The organism is Sphingobium wenxiniae (genome assembly GCF_007830065.1).
GTDB lineage: Bacteria > Pseudomonadota > Alphaproteobacteria > Sphingomonadales > Sphingomonadaceae > Sphingobium > Sphingobium wenxiniae.
In genome coordinates this window covers 293,702-310,111 of the sequence record NZ_VLKK01000001.1, presented here as the reverse complement: position 1 = coordinate 310,111, position 16,410 = coordinate 293,702, and the positions used below count along the sequence as shown (strand labels likewise).

The 16,410-nt window shown below is 66.1% G+C and carries 13 protein-coding genes; all 13 read left to right on the top strand.

The genetic code is table 11. The annotated features are described in order from the left end of the window. The first annotated feature begins 30 nt into the window (after window positions 1–30). The 13 genes from IQ35_RS01420 (at window position 31) to IQ35_RS01360 (ending at window position 16,370) form a co-directional block, all read left to right on the top strand. The gene (locus IQ35_RS01420; protein ID WP_145071728.1) at window positions 31–1,227 is read left to right on the top strand and encodes an XrtA/PEP-CTERM system-associated ATPase; all 1,197 of its coding nucleotides are present in this window, start codon (window positions 31–33) and stop codon (window positions 1,225–1,227) included. Window positions 1,228–1,240: 13 nt separating this feature from the next. After that, window positions 1,241–2,089, top strand: a complete 849-nt coding sequence (locus tag IQ35_RS01415; protein ID WP_184204844.1) for an XrtA system polysaccharide deacetylase — start codon at window positions 1,241–1,243, stop codon at window positions 2,087–2,089. Then, window positions 2,086–3,156 (top strand): FemAB family XrtA/PEP-CTERM system-associated protein, encoded by a 1,071-nt coding sequence (locus tag IQ35_RS01410; protein ID WP_145071725.1) that lies wholly within the window; start codon window positions 2,086–2,088, stop codon window positions 3,154–3,156. The genes IQ35_RS01415 and IQ35_RS01410 overlap by 4 nt, the downstream gene beginning before the upstream one ends. Then, complete coding sequence (locus tag IQ35_RS01405) at window positions 3,153–4,379, top strand: TIGR03087 family PEP-CTERM/XrtA system glycosyltransferase (RefSeq protein WP_145071723.1); 1,227 nt, start codon at window positions 3,153–3,155, stop codon at window positions 4,377–4,379. The genes IQ35_RS01410 and IQ35_RS01405 overlap by 4 nt, the downstream gene beginning before the upstream one ends. Further along, window positions 4,376–5,944, top strand: a complete 1,569-nt coding sequence (xrtA, locus tag IQ35_RS01400) for an exosortase A (RefSeq protein ID WP_021246372.1) — start codon at window positions 4,376–4,378, stop codon at window positions 5,942–5,944. The genes IQ35_RS01405 and xrtA overlap by 4 nt, the downstream gene beginning before the upstream one ends. A gap of 95 nt (window positions 5,945–6,039) precedes the next feature. Beyond that, entirely contained in the window at window positions 6,040–7,935 is a 1,896-nt protein-coding gene (locus IQ35_RS01395; protein WP_145071721.1) for an XrtA/PEP-CTERM system amidotransferase, read from the top strand. Between the two features lie 173 nt (window positions 7,936–8,108). Further along, entirely contained in the window at window positions 8,109–9,458 is a 1,350-nt protein-coding gene (locus IQ35_RS01390) for an exopolysaccharide biosynthesis polyprenyl glycosylphosphotransferase (RefSeq protein ID WP_021246374.1), read from the top strand. A gap of 4 nt (window positions 9,459–9,462) precedes the next feature. Continuing rightward, a complete protein-coding gene (locus tag IQ35_RS01385) occupies window positions 9,463–10,596 on the top strand; it encodes a glycosyltransferase family 2 protein (protein WP_145071719.1) in 1,134 nt (377 codons plus the stop codon). Between the two features lie 63 nt (window positions 10,597–10,659). Continuing rightward, window positions 10,660–11,412, top strand: a complete 753-nt coding sequence (locus IQ35_RS01380) for a class I SAM-dependent methyltransferase (protein ID WP_031291925.1) — start codon at window positions 10,660–10,662, stop codon at window positions 11,410–11,412. A 32-nt stretch (window positions 11,413–11,444) separates the two neighbouring features. After that, window positions 11,445–12,734, top strand: coding sequence for a hypothetical protein (locus tag IQ35_RS01375; protein WP_145071869.1), 1,290 nt, complete (start codon window positions 11,445–11,447; stop codon window positions 12,732–12,734). Further along, window positions 12,731–13,876 carry a glycosyltransferase family 4 protein gene (locus tag IQ35_RS01370; RefSeq protein WP_145071717.1) on the top strand — a complete coding sequence of 382 codons (1,146 nt, stop codon included), beginning with the start codon at window positions 12,731–12,733 and terminating at the stop codon, window positions 13,874–13,876. Before IQ35_RS01375 ends, IQ35_RS01370 begins: the two co-directional genes overlap by 4 nt. Next, the gene (locus tag IQ35_RS01365; RefSeq protein ID WP_145071715.1) at window positions 13,873–14,625 is read left to right on the top strand and encodes an FkbM family methyltransferase; all 753 of its coding nucleotides are present in this window, start codon (window positions 13,873–13,875) and stop codon (window positions 14,623–14,625) included. Before IQ35_RS01370 ends, IQ35_RS01365 begins: the two co-directional genes overlap by 4 nt. Further along, entirely contained in the window at window positions 14,625–16,370 is a 1,746-nt protein-coding gene (locus IQ35_RS01360) for a hypothetical protein (protein ID WP_021246380.1), read from the top strand. The genes IQ35_RS01365 and IQ35_RS01360 overlap by 1 nt, the downstream gene beginning before the upstream one ends. The last annotated feature ends 40 nt before the right edge of the window (window positions 16,371–16,410 follow it).

The window sequence follows — 16,410 nt, the reverse complement described above, 5'->3', positions numbered from 1 at the left end:
GAATGCGGCTGGCCGGATGGAGACGACAAGATGTACGACCAGTTCTATGGATTGCAGGGCCGACCGTTCCAGCTGACGCCGGACCCGCATTTCTATTTCGAAAGCGCGACCCATCGCAAGGCGCTGTCCTATCTGGGCTATGGTCTGGCGCAAGGTGAAGGCTTCATCGTCATCACAGGCGACATCGGCGCGGGCAAGACGACGCTGGTCGGCCATCTGATGAACACCATCGATCCGGCGCGGCTGACGGCGGTGAAGATCGTGTCGACGCAGGTGGAAGGCGACGACATGCTCCGCCTCGCCGCGCAGAGCTTTGGTCTGGCGGTCAACGGAATGCCCAAGGCGCAGATATTGCGCCAGATCGAAGGCTTCCTCCACGCGCAGGCGCGGGCGGGCCGCCGCTCGCTGCTGATTGTGGACGAAGCGCAGAACCTGCCTATTTCCGCGGTCGAGGAACTGCGGATGCTCTCCAACTTCCAGCTTGGCGGGCAGTCGTTGCTCCAGATATTCCTGCTGGGCCAGCCGGAGTTCCGCGACCTGCTCAAGTCGCCAGAACTGGAACAGCTTCGCCAGCGCGTCATCGCTACCCATCATCTGGAACCGATGATGGCGAATGAGGTCGAACCCTATATCTTTCATCGCCTGTCGCTGGTCGGCTGGACGGGTAATCCGCATTTCACCGCCGATGCCTTCGCCGCGATCTATGCCGCGACGGACGGCGTGCCGCGCCGCGTCAACGCGCTGGTCAGCCGCCTGCTGCTGCTGGGCGCGATCGAGCAGCTTGGCGAGATCGACGGCGATGCCGTGCACGCGGTGCTGGCCGACATGGGCATCGACGAGGCCGAACCGGAAACACGCGCGCCCTCCGCGCTCGACAGGGTTGCGGAGCCGGTCGAGCTTGCCCGGGAAAGCAGCCACGCGGAAGCCCTTCCCGTGCCCGATGCGCCCGCCGACGACTCTCTGCCTTCGGCCCTGCTGGAGGAAATCGCCGAACTGCGCGCTGAAATATCGTCGCTCCGCGCGGTTCAGGCGCATATCTCCATGGTGCCTTCGGTCGATCCCGAAGCGCTCAAGGGTTGCTTCACGTTGATCGAGGAGCGGCTGGGCGGCCTTGAATCCCGTGCACAGGAACAGGACGCCGCGCTCCGCCGTGTCCTCACCTTGCTGATCGACTGGGTCGAGCGGGAACAGCGCATGGCTCCGATGCAACAGGACGCCGCCGCCTGATCGAGGAAAGGGAATGATGCTGAACGCCCTGTCCGTCGATGTGGAGGACTGGTTCCAGGTCGGCGCGTTCGAGCGGACGATCCGCCGCGACGATTGGGACGGCCTGACCCACCGGGTCGAGCGCAACACCGACGCCGTGCTGGACCTGTTCGACGCGGCGGGCGTCACCGCGACCTTCTTCACGCTTGGCTGGGTGGCGGAGCGTTATCCCGCGCTGATGCGCCGCATCGCCGGGGCGGGGCATGAGGTGGCGAGCCATGGCTATGATCATGCCCGCGTCTTCACCTTCACGCCGGAACAGTTCCGCGCCGATCTCCGCAAGTCGCGCGCCATTCTGGAGGACGTCAGCGGGCAGGCCGTCACCGGCTATCGCGCGCCCAGCTTCTCCATCGACCCGCGCACGCCATGGGCGCATCCGATCCTCGCCGAGGAAGGCTATCGCTATTCCAGCAGCGTCGCGCCGATCCGGCACGATCATTATGGCTGGCCCGATTCCCCGCGCTTTGCATGGAAGCCGGTGAAGGACGCGCCGCTGGTGGAGCTTCCCGTCACCACCGCGCGTCTTGGCGGACAGACGCTGGCGGCGGGGGGAGGGGGCTTTTTCCGCCTGCTGCCCTATGGCTTTTCGCGCTGGGCGATCCGGCAGGTGAATGGGCAGGACCAACGTCCCGCCATCCTCTATTTCCACCCATGGGAGATCGACCCCGGCCAACCGCGCGTGGCTGGCGCACCGCTGCGTTCCCGGTTGCGGCATTACAGCAATCTGTCGGCCATGGCGGGCAAGCTGCGCCGCCTGACACGCGATTTCGCCTGGACGCGCGTGGATGCGCTGGCCGACAGGGAAGCGGAGCGCGCGCCATGAGGGCGGGCAATCATGCCGATCTGGCGCTGACGACGCTCGACCTTCGCGATCCGGCGCAGGGGCAGGCGGTGGATGATTATGTGCTGGCTCATGCGGGCGGCACACCCTTCCATCGCCCGGCCTGGCTGCTGGGCGTGGAGCAGGCGGCGGGACATCGCTGTCATCTGCTGGCGGCGGCCGCGCCTTCGGGCCGGATCGCGGGCCTGCTGCCGCTGCATCATGTAAAGAGCCGCCTGTTCGGACAGGCGCTGGTTTCGTCGGCCTTCGCCGTTGACGGCGGCATATTGGCGGACGATCCGTCCAGCCTCGCCGTTTTGGTCCGTGCGGCGGAAGACCTCGCGCGGGCAAAGGGCGGCCTGTCGCTCGAACTGCGGGGCGGCCCTGCGCCCGCCGCACATTGGGAGCGCCGGGAAAACGAGCATCTGGGCTTCGTCCGTCCGCTCGCCGCCGATGACGAGACGGAATTGCTCGCCGTCCCGCGCAAGCATCGCGCCGAACTCCGCAAGGCGCTCGCCAATCCCGCGCTGCGCGTCGAGCATGGCCGCGAGCCGCGCCACATTCGCGACCATTACCGCGTCTATGCGCAAAGCGTCCGCAATCTCGGCACGCCCGTCTTCCCCGCGCGTCTGTTCCGCGAAATACTGGCCCGCTTCGGCGAGGACGCCGATTTCACCATCGTCTATGAAGGCGACCGTCCTGTTTCCGCGGTGCTGACGCTCTATCATGGCGACAGGGTGATGCCCTATTGGGGCGGCGGCGTGCACGATGCGCGGCGGCTGCGTTCCAACGAACTCATGTATTACCGCCTGATGAGGCATGGCCATGCGCGGGGATTGCGCCTGTTCGACTTCGGCCGGTCCAAGGCGGGCAGCGGCCAGGCGGCATGGAAGAAAAGCTTCGGCTTCGAACCCGGGCCGCTCGTTTATTTCGGCTGGTCCCCCACCGGCGACAAGCGCGACATCAGCCCGCAAAGCGAGAAATATCAGTGCCGCATCGACCTGTGGAAGAAGCTCCCGCTCCCCGTCGCCAACCTGATCGGTCCCTTTATTTCGCGAGGACTGGGATGAGGGGCGAAATCCTTTTCCTCTGCCACCGCATCCCCTTTCCGCCGGACAGGGGCGACAAGATCCGCTCCTACCACCTGCTCAAAAGGCTGGCGGAAGTCGCGCCGGTCCATGTCGGCTGCTTCGCCGATGACGCCCGCGACATGGGTTACGCGGAGGATATGGCCGCGCTCACCGCCAGCCAATGCGTGCTGATGCGCGACCGCTCCCGCATGATGGCGGGCTTGTCGGGGCTGGTCCGGGGGCAGCCGTTGCTCGTCTCCCTGTTCGACCATCCCGATCTGCATCGCTGGACGGCGCGGGCCCTTGCGGAGCGTCCCATCGCCGCCGTCGTCGCCTATTCCGCACAGATGGCCCATTTCGTCCCCGCCTTGCCCGACGGCGTGCGCTTCCTCATGGATTTCGTCGATTTCGATTCCGCCAAATATGCCGCCTATGGCGCGGAAGGCTCCGGCCCGATGGCGTGGATCAACCGGCGCGAAGGGCGCGTCCTCCTCGACTTCGAGAAATCCGTCGCCGCCCGCGCGGACATCTGCGCCTTCGTCAGCGAAACCGAAGCCGCCCTGTTTCGCCAAGCCAGCGGGCAGGGACTGGGCAAGGTCATCGCCATAGAAAATGGCGTGGCGCTCGACATGTTCGATCCCTCCGCCGACTTTCCACCCGTGGAGCATGGAGAGGGACCGCTGCTCGTCTTCACCGGCCAGATGGATTACCGCCCCAATGTCGAGGCGGTGGAAAGCTTTGCGCGGGAAACCTTCCCCGCCATCCGCGCCGTCCATCCGCAAGCCCGCTTCGCCATAGTCGGCCGCAAGCCCGCCAAAACGGTGCAGGCACTCGCCGACCTCCCCGGCATCGTCGTGACCGGAGCCGTCCCCGATGTGCGCGGCTGGCTGGCGGCGGCGGATGTGGTCGTCGCTCCGCTCCGCATCGCGCGGGGCATTCAGAACAAGGTGCTTGAAGCCATGGCCATGGCCCGCCCCGTCGTCGCCTCGCCACAAGCCGCCGAAGGCATCGACGCGCAGGATGAAACCCATTTCCTGATCGCGGCCAATCCGGACGAAGAGGCCGCGAAGATCATCGCGCTCCTCGCCGATGCTGCAAAGGCGGCGGGCTTGGCGCAAGCCGCCCGCGCCCGGATGGAGGAACGCTATCGCTGGTCCGCGACACTGAGCGCCGTGCCCGAACTCCTCTTCGGCGTCAGGGACAGGGACGCGCGCGCGGCATGACCGAACAGGCCCTTTCCTTCATGCGGGCGCGCCGAATGGAGCTTTCCGGTTGGCGGGGGCATCTGACCGCGCTGGGCGTGGTCGCCCTCGCCATATTGGCGCTGTTCTTCGACGATGTGCATTCCATGGTGTCGATCTGGTGGAACGCCTCCACCTTCGGCCATTGCCTGTTCGTGCCGCTGCTTGTCGGCTGGCTGGTGCAGCAGCGCATCCCCGGCCTCAAACAGCTTGATCCGGTCGCATGGACGCCGGGGCTGCTCTGGCTGGGCGCGGGCGTGACGGCATGGCTGGTGGGCGCGGCTTCGGGCGTGGCGCTGATCCGTCATGGCGCGCTGATCGTCATGCTTCAAGGCGCAACCATATCCCTGCTTGGCCCCGCCATATCGCGTGCGCTGGCCTTCCCGCTTTTCTACGCCTTTTTCATGGTGCCCTTCGGCGAAGAACTGGTCCCCCATCTCCAACTCGTGACGGCGCGCCTTTCCATGCTGTTCCTGACCGGCGCGGGCGTTCCCGCGCATCTGGACGGCATCTTCATCACCACGCCGACAGGCTATTTCGAGGTGGCCGAAGCCTGTTCCGGCGCGAAGTTCCTGATCGCGATGACCGCCTATGGCGTGCTGGTCTGCAATGTCTGCTTCCGGTCCTGGCCGCGCCGCCTGATCTTCATGGCCGGTGCGCTGTCGCTATCGGTGCTGGCCAATGGCGTCCGGGCTTTCGCGACGATCCTTGTCGCCCATATGACGACGGTGGATGCGGCGGTGGGCTTCGACCATGTCGTCTATGGCTGGGTGTTCTTCGCCATCATCCTTGTCATCGTCATGGCGACCGCCTGGCCTTTTTTCGACCGCAAACCGGGCGATCCCTGGTTCGATCCCAGGCAATTTCAGGGAAAAGCGCGCGCCGCCGCCACGGGAACCATAGCAGGAGCGGCTCTCGCCCTCATCGCCGCGGCGCCGCTCTGGCTCGCCGCCACCGCAGCGGCGGGCGAACCTCTGCCGCCGACGCTCAACCTCCCGCAAGTCCCCGGATGGACCCATAGCGATACCTCCCAGCGCTATCCATGGAAGCCCCGTTTCGACGGTGCGGACCATTTCGTCATGGCCCGCTATCGCAACGCGGCGGGGCAGGTGGTGGACCTCGCCATCGCGACCTATGACCGGCAGGAGGAGCGGCGCGAACTGGTCGGCTTCGGTCAGGGCGCGGTCGATCCTGACGGGAAATGGGTCTGGTCCTCTCCCGCCCCCGCGCCCCGCAACGGCCTGGGCGAGCAGATCACCGCCCCCGGCCCGGTCGTGCGCGACGTGGTCAGTTTCTTCACGGTCGGCGCGGCCGATCCCACGGGCAGCAAAGCCCATGTCAAGCTTGCCACCATGCAGGCCCGCCTGCTCGGCACCGATCAGCGCGCCTCCGCCATTCTCGTGTCGGCTGAGGAAGCCGAGGGCCAGCCGGCGGGCAAGGCGATTGCCGCATTCCTGGCCGATCTCGGCGATGTGAAGGATTTGGCCGACCGCAGCGTCGGTATCCATCAGGGGCTATCCGGTTCGGACTCAGCCGATAGTCCCTGAAATTCTTTTGTCTGTCGCGATTTATCTTCGATGAACTGCGTTTCGGAGCCGCCAGATGTTCCATCTGGCCCGAAATCGCTCTAAGGCCCTTTCGCATGTGCGGGATAGCGGGCATTTTCCACCTCGAAACGGCAAAGCCGGTCGATCCGTCGCGTGTGCGGACGATGCTGGATAGGATGCCGCATCGCGGACCGGACGGCAGCGGCGTGTGGACCGCGCCCGGCGTCGGTCTGGGTCATCTGCGCCTTTCCATCATCGACCTCGCCGCCGGGGCGCAGCCGATGCTGACGGAGGACGAAAGCCTCGCCGTCGTATTCAATGGCGAAATCTACAATTTCGCGGACCTCCGTGCGGAACTGGAGGAAAAGGGCCATGTCTTCCGCACCCACAGCGACACCGAAGTCATCCTCCACGGCTATCGCCAATGGGGCGAGGCTTGTGTCGAGCGCTTCCACGGCATGTTCGCCTTTGCCCTGTTCGACGCGCGGGCGCAGTCGCTCTGGATGGCGCGCGACCGGCTGGGGGTGAAGCCGCTGCATTATGCGCTGCTGTCGGATGGCAGCCTGATCTTCGGATCGGAATTGAAAAGCCTGCTCGCTCATCCGCTGCTCCGCCGCGCGCCGGACATGTCGGCGGTCGAGGATTATATGGCCTATGGCTATGTCCCTGACGACGCCTGCCTCGTCGCGGGCGTGAAGAAGCTGGGCGCGGGCGAAACGCTGCGTCTCGTGCGCGGCCGTCCCTTGCCCGGCCCGCAACGCTATTGGGACGTGAGCTTCGCCGACCGGACGAAGTCGAAACCGGCCGAACTGGAAGAGGAGCTGGTCGCCCTGATGCGGCAGGCGGTGCGGTCCCGCATGGTGGCGGACGTGCCGCTGGGCGCGTTCCTCTCCGGCGGCGTGGACAGCTCCAGCGTCGTGGCCCTGATGGCCGAAGCGTCGAAACAGGCGGTCAAGACCTGCACCATCGGTTTCGACGTCGCATCGCTGGACGAAACGGCCTATGCCGACCGCATCGCCCGGCGTTTCGCGACCGACCACCGGACCCGCATCGTCTCGCCCGACGATTATAGCCTGATCGACACGCTGGCCTTTCATTTCGACGAGCCTTTCGCCGATGCCTCCGCGCTCCCCACCTATCGCGTGTGCGAACTGGCGCGCGAGCAGGTGACGGTCGCCCTGTCCGGCGACGGCGCGGACGAAGCCTTCGCGGGCTATCGCCGCCACCGTTTCCAGATGCAGGGGGAGCGGGTGCGTGCGCTGCTGCCCGCTGGATTGCGCCAGTCCGTCTTCGGTACGCTGGGCCGCTATTATCCCAAGGCCGATTGGGCGCCGCGCCCGCTGCGCGCCAGATCGACCCTGCTGGAACTGGCGGGGGAGGGCGGGGAAGCCTATGCCGCGTCGGTCGGCGTCACCCCCTATGACCTGCGCCGCCGCCTCTTCACCCAGGATGTGAAGACGGCGCTGGGCGCTTACCGGGCCGAAGACCGCTATGTCGCGGCGATGGCGAACGCCCCCGCGCGCGATCCGCTGGACCGGGCGCAATATGCCGACATCCGCATCTGGCTCCCCGGAGACATTCTCACCAAGACAGACCGGATGAGCATGGCCGTCAGCCTGGAGGCGCGCGAGCCTTTGCTCGACCACCGTCTCGTCGAATTCGCCGCCCGCCTGCCGGTGTCGCAGCGCATCCGGGGCAATAGCGGCAAATATCTGATGAAGAAGGCGATGGAGCCTTATCTGCCGCAGGACATTCTCTATCGCCCGAAAATGGGTTTCGTGACGCCGATCAGCGACTGGTTCCGCGGCCCGCTCGCCGGGGAGGCGATGGCGGTGGCGGGCGGATCGACGCTGGCGAAGACGGGCTGGTTCGACACCAAACAACTGGGTAAGCTCGCCGCCGATCACAGGTCCGGCCTCGCCGACCATGGCCGCCTGCTGTGGCAGCTCGTGATGCTGGACAAGGCGCTGGGGCGGCTGTTCGGGCTTTAGCGCGCGGCGGTTCGCGACGCTATGGCGATATGGCCGAGCATCCGCCCTGGCCGTAAACGTTCATCGCATGGGTGTCGGCCAGCAAGTCCGATCATCCTCATTCCTTAACCTCTTGCAACCGCCGCCCCACGATGTCACGGAGCGCGCAGCGAAAGCAGTAATTGGGCGCACCAGTGACCATCTCCAAGGAAATCGTGCGGCTTCGGCTTTACCTGCTGTGTCTGCTTGGGGACATGGCGGCGCTTTTCCTGTCTTTCCTCATCGCCAATTTCCTTGTGCTGGGCGCCTGGGCCGGCGAGCCGGGCAAGCCCCATGGTCTCGTCATGTTCGCCATGGTCGCGCCGCTCTACGCCCTGCTCGCCATTCAGGGCGGGGCCTATGGCATCCACATGCTGGAGAATGTGCGGCGCGGCGTCTTCCGTGCCCTGTTGGCGCTGGCGCAGGCCGCGCTGCTGATGCTCCTTATCGTCTATCTGGGCAAGATCGCGGAGCAGCTTTCGCGCCTGACCTTCCTCACCGGCCTGCTGCTTTCGGCCTGCGGGGTGGCCGTCGTGCGCCTTGCCATAGCGCGCCTTGGCGACAGGCTGCTGGGCCAAGTGCCGCATCTGACCGCTGTGATCATGGACGGCGTGGCGATCGACACCGGCCCGCATATGCTGGTCATTCCCGCCGACGCCGCCAATCTCCACCCCGAAAACCATGATGCCGACATGGCGGCCCGCCTCGCTGCGGCGGTGGGTATGGCAGAACGGGTCATCGTCGCCTGTCCGCTCGAACGCATGGACGACTGGTCGGCTGCGCTCAAGTCCCTGTCGGCGCGCGGCGAGATCGTGGTGCCTGAAATGCTCCGCTTCGCGCCGGCGCGGGTGGACGAGTTTGATGGCCAGCCCACCATCATTGTCGCAGGCGGCCCGTTCCAGTTTCGCGACCGCATCATCAAGCGGCTGTTCGACCTGGCGGTGGCGAGCGCCGCGACCGTCGCCCTGTCGCCCGTCCTGCTCGCCGCCGCGCTTGCGGTGAAGCTCACCAGCCCCGGCCCCGTACTGTTCCGCCAGCCGCGCATCGGCCGCGACGCCCGCCCTTTCAACATCTACAAGTTCCGCTCCATGCGGATCGAGGCCAGCGACCGCGATGCCGGCAGGCTCACGGCCCGCGACGACGATCGCCTGACGCGGGTTGGCCGCGTTCTGCGCCGCACCAGCATCGACGAATTGCCCCAGCTCTTCAACGTCCTGCGCGGCGACATGAGCATCGTCGGTCCACGCCCCCACGCCGCGGCCGCCAAGGCCGGCGACAGCCTCTATTGGGAAGTCGACGCCCGCTATTGGGAACGCCACTGCATAAAACCGGGCATGACCGGCCTGGCGCAGGTGCGGGGCCATCGCGGGTCGACCGATCATCATCAGGACCTGATCGACCGCCTCCAGTCGGACCTAGAATATGTGACCGAATGGTCGATCCTGCGCGACATTCGCATCATCGTCATGACGCTGGGCGTGGTCGTCCATCACAAGGCCTATTGAGCCGGTGGCGACGTCGAACCTGTTCCTCGCGCTCGTCCTGCTGCTGTCGCTGGCGGCGGTGGCCTGGCCGTTCCTGTTTTATCCGCTGATCCTGCGCGCGCTGCCGACCAGGGCGGAGCACCCGATCACCGGCCCGCGCCCGTCCGCCTCGCTCCTCTTCTGCGCCTATAATGAAGCCGCCGCGATGCCGGAAAAGCTCGCGAATCTGGCGATGCTTAAAGCCCGTCATCCAGACCTTGAGATATTGGCCTTTGACGATGGATCGTCGGACGCCACCGCCGCGCTGATCGAAGGGCAGGGCGATCTCGTCACGCTGCTCCGGGGGCCGGGCCGCAGCGGCAAGGCGCACGGCATGAAGCGACTCGCGGCCCATGCGCGGGGCGAGGTGCTGATCTTCACCGACGCCAATGTGCTGCTGGATGCGGACGCCGTCGACAATCTGCTCGCCCGCTATGCCGACCCCGACATCGGCGGCGTGCTGGGGTCGCTGCATTATGTGGGGGAGGACGAAAGCGCCACCGCCTCGGTAGGCTCGCTCTATTGGCGGATCGAGGAACGGCTGAAGGATGAGGAATCCCGCACCGGCAATGTGCTGGGCGCGGACGGTTCGATCTTCTCCATCCGCCGGGCGTTTTATCCGGACTTCCCCGATAGCGTGCTCGACGATCTCACCGTCTCCATGGCCGTGGTGTTCGCCGGGCGGCGGCTGGTCAAGGCGAAGGACGTGATCGCCCGCGAACGCCTCGTCGCCGTGCGGGGCGACGAATATCGGCGCAAGGTCCGCATCGCCGCCCGCGCATGGCACACCCATAGCCTCCTGCGCCCGCAACTCCGCCGCATGGGCGCGCTCGACCGCTTCAAATATGCCTCGCGCAAGATCGTGCGCTGGTTCGGCGGCGTCTTTATCCTGACCGGCGCAATCGCGGCGGCGGCGCTGGCGTGGCGCATTTTTCCGCCTCTTTTCGGCACCGGCCTGCTCGGCGCGGCGCTGCTGGCGTGGATCGCCTTCCGCGCGAAGGGCGGTCCGCTGGCGGCGCTGGCCGATATCCTCATCGCCTATGCCGCCACCTTGCAGGGGGTGGTCAAGGCCATGCGCGGCCGCACCGTCACCGTGTGGAATCCGGCCAAATCGCGCTGATCCCCCTCGCCAAAGCCGGTGCATATTGTATAGGCCGGTCCCTGTCCTCATGCGGAGAATGGCGTGATTACTGTTCAGCGGGTCGCGAAAGCCGCCGGCAAGCATTTGACGAGAGCGGGATTGAAACTCCGCAAGGCGCTGGGCGCGCGGCCCAGCCGGGCGTGCCCGGCCTGCGGGGGCATGGTGGTCGGCTTCTTCCGCTATGGCGGCAATGCCGAATGGGGCTGTCCCGACTGCGGCGCTTCCCCGCGCGAGCGGCTGATGAACCACCTGATCGCGCAGGGTGTGTTGAGCGTGCCCGCGAACGGCGCGATCCTGCACATGGCGCCCAATGAAGGCAGCCTCGTGAAGCGTTTTTCCGCCGCGAAGGATTATGTCCCCGCCGACCTCGATCCGGCCCGCTACGACGTGCCCGGGATGCGGCGCGTCGACCTCATGGCCCTCGCCGACGCGGATCGCTACGACCTGTTCTACGCCAGTCACGTGATGGAGCACGTGCCCGACGACCGCGCCGTGCTCGGCAATATCCTGCGCGCTCTGAAACCGGGGGGCGAGGCATGGCTGATCGTGCCCCTGTGGGACAAGCCGACGGAGGACGGCAGTTTCGACATTCCCCCGCGCGAGCGGGAGCGGCGTTTCGGCCAATGGGACCATGTGCGGCAATATGGTCCCGATTTCGCCGACCGCATCCGGCAGGCGGGCTTCGATCTGGAGGAGATCGACGCAGCCTCCATCGACGCTGATACGCGTCATCTCCATGGCCTCGACGACCGGCTGTTCCGCGCCCGCAAGTCCGAAGGAGCCACGCCCCGGTGAGCGGGCAGGCGGCCGGGGGGCTGCTCGCCCGGATGGAGGGATCGGCGCGGATATTGGCGCTGGTGAAGCTCGCCAATGTCGGTCTGATCCTGATCTGGGGTTTTGCCGTCACCTATGTTTTCGTCCGCGTGCTGCCCCTGACGGAGTTTCAGGCGTTCCTGCTGCTGGTCGCGTTCGGCAATTTTACCATTTCGGCGGAGTTCGGCCTCACCAGCATCATCTATGCCCGGCTCAGGCGATACTGGCTGGGCAGCGGCGCGGAGAAGGATGACGGCGGCTTCCGGCTGGAGGAGATGGGCGTCCTCTTCCTCTTCCTCGGCCTGCTGATCGCGGGAGGCGTGCTGATCCTGCTGATCGCGCTGGCGGCGGGCGGATTGAAAACGGCGATGCCGCTGCTCTTCATCCTCTTCTTCCTGTCGGCCTGCCTCAACCTGCCGGGGCTGCTCGCCAAGCGCGCGCTGGCGGCGGTGGACGGCAATTTTCTCTGGGAAGCGCTCGACTGCCTGCGCCGGGTCATGACCATCGCCCTGTTGCTGGCGATCCTTGACGGGCTGGACCCGCGCCTGTCGGTCGCGCTGCAACTGGCGGTGAGCATCGCGGTGATTGGCTATGCCATCGCGCTGGTCCACCGGCGGCTGGGAATGCGGGGCGCGCACTGGTTCGCCTTCCGCACCGGCGGAGGGCATATGCGGCAGCATTATCTGCGCGATATCGGGGCGTCGGCGGCGTTCACCATGTCGGATATCCTGGCCTATAACGCGCCCTATTTCACCGTCGCCCTGGCCACGAACGACGCTCGGCCGATGCTGCTGTTCGACTTCTTCTTCAAGATGTCGCGGGCGCTGTCCATGCTGGTGCGGGCAGCGGTGGAGGCGGCGCTGCCCCGCATCACCCGCGCTTTCCATGCCGCCGACCATGCGCGGCTGCGGCAGTTGATGGGCAGGGCGCTGGGCGCGGCCCTGTTCTTCGCGGTGGGGGCGTCGGGCGCGTTGCTTCTGGCCGGGCGCTGGCTGTTCGACCGGCTGTTCGACGGGCGAGCGAGCATCGGCTTTACGGAACTGCTGCTGATCGACCTTGCCCTGCTGTCGCTCGCCGTCATCTGCGTGTCGGTCTATGTGCAGGCGGCACTGGGACGGTTCCCGTTGCTGCTGCGGCGGTCGCTGCCTTTCCTGGCGGGATCGTCGCTCAGCGTGCCGGTGGCCCGGCTGCTTTGGCCGCAGCATTTCGACACGGCCTTCCTGTCCCTCTATGCCGCGACGCTTGCGGGAGCGGCGGCGCTGCACGCTTTATCGCTTCGCCGCCTCATCGGGGGGCCATCATGAAGGTCGCGATGCTCGACCCATCGCTTTTCACCGGACGCTATGACGATAGCCTGTGCGCGGCGATGGCGGAGGCGGGGGAGGAGGTGACGCTGCTGGGCCGTCCGATGCGGCCGACCGACGCCATCACGCCGCAAGGCTACCGCTACGCCTCGCGCTTCTTCCGCCATAGCGAAGCGCTACGCGAACGGCTGGGCGAAGGCCGCGCCTTCCGTCTGCTGAAAGCGGCCGAATATGGCCTTGCCTGCGCGGTGGGCGGCATCGGCGATCTGCTGCGGGCCGATATCCTCCATTTCCAGTGGCTTCCCCTCGCGCCTGCCGACCGCATGCTGCTCCGTCGGTTGAAGGGCAGGGCGACGCTGGTGCACACCGTCCACAATGCCAATGCCTATCATGCCGATGCGGGCGTGCAGGCGCGGGGCTATGCGGCGCTGCTCGATATGTTCGATGCGCTGATCGTCCATGGCGCCACCACGAGGCAGGCGCTCGTCCGGCGGGGCGTGCCCGCGGAGCGCATCCACGTCACCCCGCATCCGCCGATGCGCCTCGCCCTCGCGACGTCCAAAGACCTCGCCGCCGTGCCGGATCCGAAGCTGCCGCGCCTGCTCTTCTTCGGCACGATCCGGCCCTATAAAGGCGTCGATCTGCTGGTGGAGGCGTGCTTGTCGCTCTGGCGGGCGGGGCATGGGTTCGAACTGGCGCTGGCGGGAAAGCCCTTCATGGACATTGCTCCGCTGATGGACTCCATCCGTCGGGCGGGCTTTGGCGAGCGGCTCGTCACCGATTTGGGTTTCCTGCGCGAACAGAAGCTCGACGCGCATATGGCCAAGGCCGATATCCTCGTCTTTCCCTACCGCCATATCGATTCGAGCGGTGCATTCCTTTCAGCGCTCCATCATGGCAAGGCGATGGTGACGTCCGACGCGGGCATGTTCGCCAGCCTGCCGGAGGAGGTCGCCGTCCGTTTCGCGGCGGGAAATGCGTCCGCCCTTGCACAAGCCCTCTTGCCGCTCATAGAAAGCCCCGCCATCAGGCGGGCAAGGGGCGGGCAGGCGCGCGCCCATGGCGAGCAAATGGGCGACTGGAAGGACATGGCCTTGGCGACGATCGACATCTACCGCAAAGCCATGGTTTCCCGCGTATGAACCGTTACGTCCGCGAATTGTCCGACCGCTGGCGCGCAATGCGTCTGGCCTTGAGCGGGCGCGTCCACCAATATCCCGAAATCCAGGCGTTGCGCCGCTTTCTGAGCGCTTTCAAAGTCGATTGCGTGTTCGACGTAGGCGCCAATCGGGGCCAATATGCGACGATGCTGCGCAAGGACGCGGGGTTCACCGGCACGATCCTGTCCTTCGAACCGAACCCGGATATCTTCTCGGCGCTCTCCCGCCATGCCGGCTCGGACAAGCGCTGGCATATATTCAATATGGCCCTGTCCGATTTCGATGGGACGGCGCGCTTCAACATCATGGCTGCCGACCAGTTCAGCTCGCTCGAAAAGCCGGCCGCCGGGCAGGACGCGGTCTTCGCGGGCCGCAACAAGGTGACGCGCACGGTCGAGATGCCATGCCGCCGCCTTGAAAGCCTGATGCCCGAATTGCAGGCCGCGCACGGCTTCACCCTGCCTTTCCTCAAGATGGACACGCAAGGCCACGACCTGTCGGTATGCGAAGGCGCGGGATCGGCCCTGGGCGTGATGGCCGGCGTCCAGACAGAACTGGGCGTGCGGCCCATCTATGAAGGCGGCGCGGGCTATCGCGCCATGATCGACTGGCTGGCGGAGCATGGCTTCGCCCCATCCGCCTTCTTTGCGAACAACAAGGGACATTTCCCCCTGCTTGTCGAAATGGACGGCATCTTCGTCAATCAGGCGCTGCTGGCGGCGGCGGATTGATGCGGCCCGCCGGCTCTTCCCGGATAGATGCGTCCAATCTGTTCCGGGCAGGGGCGCTCGGCCTGGCGTGCTGGCTGACGGCGACGTTTCTGTGGCACATCACTTTCGGGCAGGGCGCCAGCCTGCCGGTGATCCTGTTCCTGGATCAGGATTTCCCCGCACTGCTGATCGCCATAGCGCTGTTCGCGCTGGCGGTGCCCTTTGCCGAAGGGAAGGGATTTGCCCTGCCGACACCCCGGGCGCGCATCATCATTCCGTTGGTCGTGCTGTTCGGCATTGTGGCCTGGGCCGGGCATTACGGACTGTTCCAGAACTACGCCATTTCCCGCGATGAGGAAGTGGCCCGCTTTGCCGCGGCCTATATCCGCGAAGGATTGTTCGCGCGGCCCATACCGCCGGAATGGGAAGCCTATCGCCGCGCCATCATGCCGGAATTCTTCTCTCCTTTCGGCGCGGCGGATTATTGGACGGCGGCCTATCTGCCGATGAACAGCGCGATACAGGCGCTCTTCTGGAAAATGGGCGATCCCAACCTCGCCGGGCCGGTGCTGCTGGTCGCGGGACTGATCGCATTATGGCGGGTGGCGCTCCATCTGTTTCCCGACCGGCCCGACGCGATTTGGGTGACGATGCTGCTCGCGCTGTCTTCGGCGCAGCTGTGGATCACGGCGATGACGCCCTATGCCATGACCGGGCACTTCGCGCTCAACATGATCTGGCTGGCGCTGGTGCTCAGGGGCGGCTGGCTGGCCCATCTGGTCGCGGGTCTGGTCGCGCTCGTCGCGGCGGGGCTGCACCAATGGCATTTCCCGCCGATCTTCATTTTACCCTTCATCCTTTGGATGCTGCTCGGCCGACGATGGGCGGTCGCGGCTTTCCACATCCTGATCCTGGTCCTGATCGTCATCGTCTGGGCGAAGCTGTGGCCCGGTTTCCTGACCCATGTGCTGGGACCGCCGATGGACGTGCGTCCGACGGCAGGCGTGGCCGACAAGGTCGGCAGCCTTTTCGAGCGATTGGGGGATCGCTGGCAACCGCTCGTCAACCTGACCCGTTTCATTGCGTGGAACAATATCCTGATGGTGCCGCTTGCGGTGCTGGGCGTTGCTGCGATGCACTGGCGCGGGGCGCTCAAGGGGCAGGAAATCGCCTTGCCGCTGGCGCTGGGTTGCCTGGCGGGATGCGGCCTCGCGCTGGCGCAGGGTTATGGCTGGGGTTATCGCTATGCCCACGGGTTCATCGGCCCCTTCTGCCTGCTGGCGGGTTTAGGCTGGGCGCGTTTCCGTCCGGCGGGGATGATGCGGCCGATCTTCATCGCTGTGGCCATCACCCTGCTGACCGGGGGATTTCTTGCGTGGCGAACGCATCTCTTCGTCGCTCCCTATGCCGCGAGCCATCGCATGATCGACGCCTCGCGCGCCGATGTGGTGCTGGTCGATCCGCGTGGTGGCTTGTTCGTCACGGATCTGGTGCGCGGGCGCAACGGCGTGCCGGGGCGGCCGATGGTCATGAACCTCGGCATGTTGACGCTGGATCAGGTGGACAGCCTCTGCGCCGATTATGTGGTGGAGCTGTTCGACCGCGCGGAGTTCCGTCCGCTCGGCGTTCCGCTGGCGCGCTGGAATCTGGGCCGCATGGATGCGCTGCGGGCGCACATGAAGGCTGTGGGCTGTGACAAGCCTGTGCAGCCCCCGCTTCCCCAGACGCTGGAAGACGCCTTCAATGTGGCGGGGAATGTTCTCTGAGGAAGGGAGAGGGCGGGCTGTTTTCGGCCATTTGCGGTCA

Excerpts from the sequence above, each read along its gene's own strand:
- IQ35_RS01365 (WP_145071715.1), top strand. The coding sequence starts at position 13,873 with ATGAACCGTTACGTCCGCGAATTGTCCGACCGCTGGCGCGCAATGCGT.
- IQ35_RS01415 (WP_184204844.1), top strand. The coding sequence starts at position 1,241 with ATGATGCTGAACGCCCTGTCCGTCGATGTGGAGGACTGGTTCCAGGTC.
- IQ35_RS01360 (WP_021246380.1), top strand. The coding sequence starts at position 14,625 with ATGCGGCCCGCCGGCTCTTCCCGGATAGATGCGTCCAATCTGTTCCGG.
- IQ35_RS01395 (WP_145071721.1), top strand. The coding sequence starts at position 6,040 with ATGTGCGGGATAGCGGGCATTTTCCACCTCGAAACGGCAAAGCCGGTC.
- IQ35_RS01370 (WP_145071717.1), top strand. The coding sequence starts at position 12,731 with ATGAAGGTCGCGATGCTCGACCCATCGCTTTTCACCGGACGCTATGAC.
- IQ35_RS01375 (WP_145071869.1), top strand. The coding sequence starts at position 11,445 with ATGGAGGGATCGGCGCGGATATTGGCGCTGGTGAAGCTCGCCAATGTC.
- xrtA (WP_021246372.1), top strand. The coding sequence starts at position 4,376 with ATGACCGAACAGGCCCTTTCCTTCATGCGGGCGCGCCGAATGGAGCTT.
- IQ35_RS01420 (WP_145071728.1), top strand. The coding sequence starts at position 31 with ATGTACGACCAGTTCTATGGATTGCAGGGCCGACCGTTCCAGCTGACG.
- IQ35_RS01410 (WP_145071725.1), top strand. The coding sequence starts at position 2,086 with ATGAGGGCGGGCAATCATGCCGATCTGGCGCTGACGACGCTCGACCTT.
- IQ35_RS01405 (WP_145071723.1), top strand. The coding sequence starts at position 3,153 with ATGAGGGGCGAAATCCTTTTCCTCTGCCACCGCATCCCCTTTCCGCCG.